Source organism: Campylobacter concisus (assembly GCF_902460665.1).
GTDB classification, from domain to species: Bacteria; Campylobacterota; Campylobacteria; order Campylobacterales; family Campylobacteraceae; genus Campylobacter_A; species Campylobacter_A concisus_AL.
The window spans coordinates 143,497-150,586 of record NZ_CABPUR010000002.1; the positions used below are offsets into that span (position 1 = coordinate 143,497).

A 7,090-nucleotide genomic window follows, 5' to 3' on the forward strand; every position below is an offset into this window, starting at 1 on the left:
TTTGGATAAAATCACGCAATCAAAAAATAGGAAAAATTTATCATGAACTATGAAATAATCGTCATTGGCGGCGGGCATGCAGGCATTGAGGCAAGTCTTGCGGCTGCTAGAATGGGCAAGCAAACTTTACTGATCACGATCTTAGCCGAGCAAATAGGCGCCGCAAGCTGTAATCCAGCCATTGGGGGCCTTGCAAAGGGACATCTTGTAAAAGAGATCGACGCGCTTGGTGGCCAAATGGGGCTAACGACTGATGCCGTTGGCATCCAGTTTCGCGTGCTAAATGAGAGCAAAGGCCCAGCAGTACGTGGTAGCCGTGCTCAGATCGATATGGATAGATATAGAGTTTATATGAGAAATTTGCTTTTAAACACGCCAAATTTAGAAATTTCTCAAGAGATCGCCACTGAAATTTTAAGTCAAAATGGCGAAGTAACTGGCGTTAAAACCCACCTAAATAACATCTATAACGCAAAAAAGGTGATAATCACAACTGGCACATTTTTAAACGGGCTAATCCATGTTGGATTTAACAAGCTAGAAGCCGGCCGTGTGGGCGAACTAAGCGCAAAGGATCTAAGCGGCAGTCTAAGAGAGCTTGGGCTAAATTTAGGCAGGCTAAAGACTGGAACATGCCCAAGGATCGATGCAAAAACGATAAATTTTGAAATTTTAGAGAAGCAAGATGGCGATGCAAAACCAGTTGCATTTAGCTTTAGAACTAAAAATTTCTCTCCAACACAGCTGCCATGCTACATCGCCTATACAAACGAAACCACGCATGAGATAATCCGCTCAAATTTCGACAAAGCACCGCTTTTTACAGGTCAGATAGAAGGTATCGGACCAAGATATTGCCCAAGTATCGAGGATAAAATAAACCGCTTTGGCGACCGCGACAGACACCATCTTTTCATCGAGCCTCAGACTCTTGAAGCGACAGAGTACTATATAAACGGCTTTTCGACTAGCTTGCCTTATGAAGTGCAAGTGCAAATGCTACGCTCCGTAAAAGGCTTTGAAAACGCAAAAATCGTAAGACACGGATATGCCATCGAATATGACTACGTCGAGCCAACACAGCTAAAACATAGCTTAGAGACCAAAAAGGTAAAAGGGCTATACTTGGCTGGACAGATAAACGGCACGACAGGATACGAAGAGGCCGGTGCTCAAGGGCTAATGGCTGGTATAAATGCAGCGCTTTCGCTTGATAACAAAGAGCCGCTTATCTTGCGCCGCGATGAGGCGTATATCGGCGTTTTGATCGATGATCTTGTCACAAAAGGGACAAAAGAGCCATATAGGATGTTTACGAGTAGGGCGGAGTACCGCTTGCTTTTGCGTGAGGAAAATGCCATTTTAAGGCTTGGCGGATATGGCCATGAGCTTGGGCTTCTTGATGATGAGACTTTTAATGAAATTGAAACTATCAGGCAAAATTTAAAAGATGGGCTTGCTTACCTTAACAATACTCAAATTACGCCAAGTAAGCAAAATTTAGAGCTTTTAGCTAGTCTTGATGAAGAGCCGATTAGTCAAAATGTGAGCCTTCAAAAGATTGTCGCACGTAAGAGCTTTACGGCTGAGAAACTAAGAAAGCTTGATCAGAAATTTACAAATTTAGATGATGCGAGTGTGGATCAAATTTTAACCGAGTGTAAATATCAGCACTACATAAATGAGCAAAAAAATCAAATAGAAAAAATGAAAGATATGATGGACGTGAAAATTCCTGAAAATTTTGACTTTAGAAGTGTGAGTGGTCTTAGTAATGAAGTGGTCGAAAAGCTTGAGAAATTTGCGCCGCCGACGCTCTTTGCTGCGAGTGAAATCTCAGGTATCACGCCAGCTGCGATTGATATCTTGCATATTTATATAAAGATGAATGAGAAAAGGCTTGGCTGATTTTGATTTTTGGTTTAGTTCAAAAAGCCATAAAACTTAAAAATTTTTATCTTAAAATCAAAATTTACGTTTAAGTTGAAATTAACATTATTTTTGCAGATTATATTTAGAAATTATACTTTTTTAATTTTTTGAGAGTATAATCGTTAAGAATTTATTTATAGAAAGGAATTTAATGTCAGTAAAGCAAGAAAGACGTAGCTTTATCGGCCTTGCGTTTGGTGCTGTGGCAGCTGTCGGCGGCGCTATGTCACTAGTGGCTGTTAAAAAGACTTGGGATCCACTTCCAAGCGTAAAAGCTGCTGGTTTTACAACAGTTGATCTAAGTCCGATCAAAGATGGAGAAATGAGACAGGTTGAGTGGCGTAAAAAGCCTATTTTCATCCTCAAAAAAAGTCCTGATATGGCTAAAAATGACAAAAGAGATGTTGTCGTGGGGGATGCTAGATACGTAGTTCTTATCGGACTTTGCACGCATCTTGGCTGTATACCTGAGTATAAAGCAAGCAAACAAATGTTTGTATGTGCCTGTCATGGCGGCGAATTTAACGCCGACGGAATGCAGACATACGGACCTCCTCCAAGACCACTTGATATACCACCATTTAAGATCGATGGAACCAAGCTAGTTCTAGGCGAAACAAGCCCAGAATACGAAAAATTAGTAGCAAAAGCTTAGGAGGATAGCAATGTCTTTAGCTCATAAATCAACTGGCGTTATTGACTGGCTTGATCAACGCCTAGCTTTTACAAAACTTATAAAGGTTCTAGTTAGCGAATACTGGATTCCAAAAAATATAAATTTCCTTTGGGCAATGGGCGTTATTTTAACAACGCTTTTTATGCTCTTAATCGTTACCGGTTTTTTACTTTTAATGTATTACAAACCAGATGTAAATTTAGCATTTGATAGTGTAAATTATACTATCATGCAAGAGGTTGAGTATGGCTGGCTTTGGCGTCACATTCACGCAGTTTCAGCTTCTACGATATTTCTTATTATGTATATTCACTTGCTTACTGGACTTTACTATGGTTCATACAAAAGAGGCAGAGAAGTCATTTGGATAAGTGGTATGGTACTATTTATCTGTTTTTCAGCAGAGGCATTTAGTGGTTATATGCTCCCATGGGGACAGATGAGTTACTGGGCGGCAACTGTTATCACTCAGCTTTTTGGCGGTGTGCCAGTTATTGGCGATGCTTTAGTTGAGTGGATTAGGGGTGATTACGCAGTTGGCGACTCAACACTTACTAGATTCTTTATGCTTCATGTTTGTCTATTGCCACTTGTAACGATAGCTGTTTTGGTTATTCACTTCTACTCTTTAAGAGTTCCACACGTTAATAACCTAACAAGCGAAGATATAGATTTTGAAGTAGAGGCACAAGAGTATCTACACGGCGATAGAGCGAAATCTAAAGTTATACCATTTTGGCCAGGATTTTTGGCAAAAGACTTTATGTATGTATCATTCTTTATGATATTTGTCATCTATCTTGTTTGCTATCACTTCAACTTTGCAATGGATCCTATCAACTTTGAGCCAGCAAATCCACTAAAAACCCCACCACATATCTACCCAGAGTGGTATTTCTTGTGGCAATATGAAATTTTACGTGGCTTCTTCTTTGATATAGCTGGAATTTCTGCTTATAACATCGGTCTTATCGCGTTTGCGTTTGCAGGTGTTGCGTTTATGCTTATACCACTTTTTGATAGAAGCGACCTTGTAGCTCCAGCTCATAAAAGACCACTATTTTTTATATGGTTTTGGGTTTTAGTTATCGATCTTATCGTATTATCTATATATGGTAAGCTCCCAACAGGTGGTTATAATGACTGGATAGGATTTTATTCATCATTGCTATTCTTGTTCTTATTTATAATTGCATTGCCAGTTATCACAATACTTGAAAGAAAGAGGGGCTAATTATGAAAGAGCTTAAAATTTTTGCCATTGTTGTTATTCTTTCAGGTGTTTTATATTGGGGTATCGAGCCTTACGCTCACATGAAGCTTCATCCGCACACTGCAAATGCTGAGTATAACTTTTCAAAAGAAGATACTGACTATGCAAAGCACTTTTTAGAGCAAAAAAAGGTAGCACTTGAGACTGCTAAGGCTAGCGGAAATAAGGCAAGTATAGATGCGGCTACAAAAGATGTAGAAGTAGCACAAAAAATTCTTGATGACTATACAGCATTTTGGAATGACATTAACTCTATCGATCTTACAAAAGGTGACGCTACAAAGGGTGCTGACACTTTTGTGGCAGCAGGATGTACAGGATGCCACGGTATAGAAGCAGCAGGTATGCCAGCTGGTATGGATGCTGAGACAGCTAGTCAAAGCTTTGGTGTAGTGCCACCAGATCTTAGTACCGCTGGTAAAATTTATGATGATAAATTCTTAGCCGCACTCATTAAAAACCCAACTATGGCTTTAAAACTAACTCATAAATTTAACGACGAGCATCCATTCCCGATGACCGCATTTATGGGTGCTGGTGGTGATATAAATGCTGAGACTGCCGATATAGTAGCTTATTTGAAAAAGGTATCTGCTGATTATGAAAAGGCAAATAATAAGATCACCGAAGAAAAGGTTTTCGCTGATGCATGTCAAAGATGTCATGATATAAAATATGACAAAAAATATGCATTTAGCAACAAAGTAAGCCTTGCTGCTTATATGGGCTCAAACCCACCTGATCTATCGATGATGATTCGTTCAAAAGGCGATGAGTATTTACATAAATTTATAAACGATACTCAAAAGATGCTACCAGGTACTGCAATGCCAAGAGTTGGTTTAAATAAAGCCGCTGAAGACGATGTGGTAGCTTATATCCAAAAAGTAGGCGACAAGAAAAAGGCTGAGCGCGAGAGCACAGGACTTTATGTAATGATCTACTTCTTTATATTAGGAATTTTTGCTTGGCTTTGGAAACGCAAAGTTTGGAGCGAACTACACTAAAATTTAAGAGCCTCTTTGGCTCTTAAATCCTCTCTGGTAAATTTATATATAAATAGGTATTCTTTAAATTTATTCTTTTACAAATTTAATCAAGCTGTCTTTGTAAATTTTAAAATTTCATTTACTCGTAAGAGCTGACTACTAAAATCTAGCTTCGCTTACCGCTTAGCTCAAATTTTAGAACCGAAATTACTCATTAAAGTTTGATTGAAATTAACAAAACTGCATGCAGTGCTTTAGCACTAGAGCATGCCCTTTGAACGTGTCAGGGAAGAGGGATTGTTAAGAGAGAAGGGAGTTCTTTTGCTTTGCTAGCTCGCAACTGCAAGCAGACCGTAATTTAAGCTCCCTTCTCCCTTAATAAAAGAATAGGAGTTATATGGTCTATATGCTTTGCAAATTTTAAAACTTTCATTTACTCGCAAGAATTTGACTATTGATTTTAGGTCCCGCAAGGCTTGCCACTAAAATCAAAGCCAAAATTACTCGTTTATGAAATTTTAAATTTGCCTAAAAACCTAAAGCAGTAGTATGTCTATGCTACCATGTGAGCTATGAATATATAAGCGTTTCGGTAGAAAATAGAAATATATCTGAGTTTTAACGGTCGCTATTTAAATAAATTTATTTTAAGCAAATCACTCACCAAAACCCACTAAATTTCACAAAAATAGCAAAATTTAGCTCCGCGTCAAGCCTTTTTAAATTAAATTTCCTTGGCGATCTTGCTCATTTTATTGAGCAGTTTTTCACGTTCATTTGGCTTTAGGTTGCCGTATTGAAGCTTTGTTATCATCTGCATGAAGTCAAATTGTTTAAACATTTGCGCATCGCTTTTTAGCTCTTTTTCTAGCTGTTTATAAATTTTTTCAGTTTCTTTATTCGCTTTTTCTAAATTTTGTAAAAAGCTTCCAGTTGCGCTCATATCAAGGTCATTTTTTGCAGCTTTATCGATGACATTTTTTAGATTTGCTAAATTTTCAGAAATTTTCATCAGCATTTCCTTTTGGATTTTAAAATTTAGAGCAAATTTTATTCCTAAATTTTCTCCCACCACTTTTTTCTAGGCGGATTTTGGATAGTGAAAACTTCTCCGATCATCGGCGTTGCGTAGTTTAGCTCAAGTTTTGTCGCTGCCTTTTCAAAACGCTTGATCGGCTCATCCCAAGCGTGATAAGATAGATCAAATTTGCCCCAGTGCACCGGTACACCAAGCTTTGCACCAAGATCTTTTAGCGCTTGCGCTGACTCCTCTGGCTTCATATGCACGTAAGGCCAGCCATCGCCGTAAGCACCATTTTCGATAAAAACTAGATCAAAGGCACCAAATTTCTCATTTATTATCTTAAAATGCTTGCCGTATCCGCCATCTCCGCTAAAATAAAAGCTAAAGCCAGCCTCTTCAACCGCCCAGCCACCCCAAAGTGTAGTGTTTCTTTTAAATGTGCGCCCACTAAAGTGCCTTGAAGGACAAAACGTGAAGTTTAAATTTCCTATTTTTTGCTCACCAAACCAGTCAAACTCATAAATTTTGTCTTCATCAACGCCCCATTTTACAAGGTGAGCTTTTACGCCAAGTGGCACTAGAAATTTGCAAATTCTATCTTTTAGCTCAAGTATCGTTTTATGATCAAGATGATCGTAGTGATCGTGCGAGATGAGGGCGATATCGATCGCATCTGGGTAGTTACTAGTGGTGATAGCATGCTCGTAAGTAAAGGGCTTACCGCCAATTGGCAGTGGAAATGCTCGGTGCAAAACTGGGTCAGTGATGATGGTTTTGTCATCAAGCTTGCATATGAGGCTAACGTGCCCAAGCCAGATAAACTCGCCATTTTTGAGGGCTTTTGCATCAAATTTTAAATTTGGCAAAGGCTTAGTTGGTAGCTTGCCTTTTGGTGGGAAGAGCGCTTGGATAGCGAAATTTAACATGGATGCTTGTGGGCTTTTCTTCACTAGATCGATTGTTGGCTCTAAATTTATAAAAACTTTACCATTAAAATTTGGCGAAGATTCTATCGGCTTTTGGCTTCTAGTATCTGGTGTGCCACCAAAAACTGGAGTAAATTTCATAAAAAGAAAAACTGCAACAATAAACAAAACTATAACTATAAAAATTCCCATAAAAAGCCTTTTCAATTTAAAGGTCGGATTATATTTTAGATTTTTAAATTTCAGTTTTATTTAATTAACCCGAGCTTA

Annotated in this window: 6 protein-coding genes; 4 read left to right on the forward strand and 2 right to left on the reverse strand. The window is 38.5% G+C overall.

Annotated features, from left to right (window positions below):
• The first annotated feature begins 42 nt into the window (after positions 1–42).
• The 4 genes from mnmG (at position 43) to F3G66_RS04085 (ending at position 4,888) form a co-directional block, all read left to right on the forward strand.
• A complete protein-coding gene (gene mnmG / locus F3G66_RS04070) occupies positions 43–1,908 on the forward strand; it encodes a tRNA uridine-5-carboxymethylaminomethyl(34) synthesis enzyme MnmG (protein ID WP_149707239.1) in 1,866 nt (621 codons plus the stop codon).
• A gap of 175 nt (positions 1,909–2,083) precedes the next feature.
• Complete coding sequence (gene petA / locus F3G66_RS04075; RefSeq protein WP_021091707.1) at positions 2,084–2,587, forward strand: ubiquinol-cytochrome c reductase iron-sulfur subunit; 504 nt, start codon at positions 2,084–2,086, stop codon at positions 2,585–2,587.
• A gap of 10 nt (positions 2,588–2,597) precedes the next feature.
• A complete protein-coding gene (locus F3G66_RS04080) occupies positions 2,598–3,842 on the forward strand; it encodes a cytochrome b (protein WP_149707240.1) in 1,245 nt (414 codons plus the stop codon).
• A 2-nt stretch (positions 3,843–3,844) separates the two neighbouring features.
• Complete coding sequence (locus F3G66_RS04085; RefSeq protein WP_149707241.1) at positions 3,845–4,888, forward strand: c-type cytochrome; 1,044 nt, start codon at positions 3,845–3,847, stop codon at positions 4,886–4,888.
• Positions 4,889–5,594: 706 nt separating this feature from the next.
• On the opposite strand, the gene F3G66_RS04090 is transcribed toward F3G66_RS04085, so the two are convergent.
• Positions 5,595–5,882, reverse strand: a complete 288-nt coding sequence (locus F3G66_RS04090; RefSeq protein WP_021091759.1) for a hypothetical protein — start codon at positions 5,880–5,882, stop codon at positions 5,595–5,597.
• Positions 5,883–5,926: 44 nt separating this feature from the next.
• Positions 5,927–7,012, reverse strand: coding sequence for an MBL fold metallo-hydrolase (locus F3G66_RS04095; RefSeq protein ID WP_149707242.1), 1,086 nt, complete (start codon positions 7,010–7,012; stop codon positions 5,927–5,929).
• Positions 7,013–7,090: the final 78 nt, after the last annotated feature.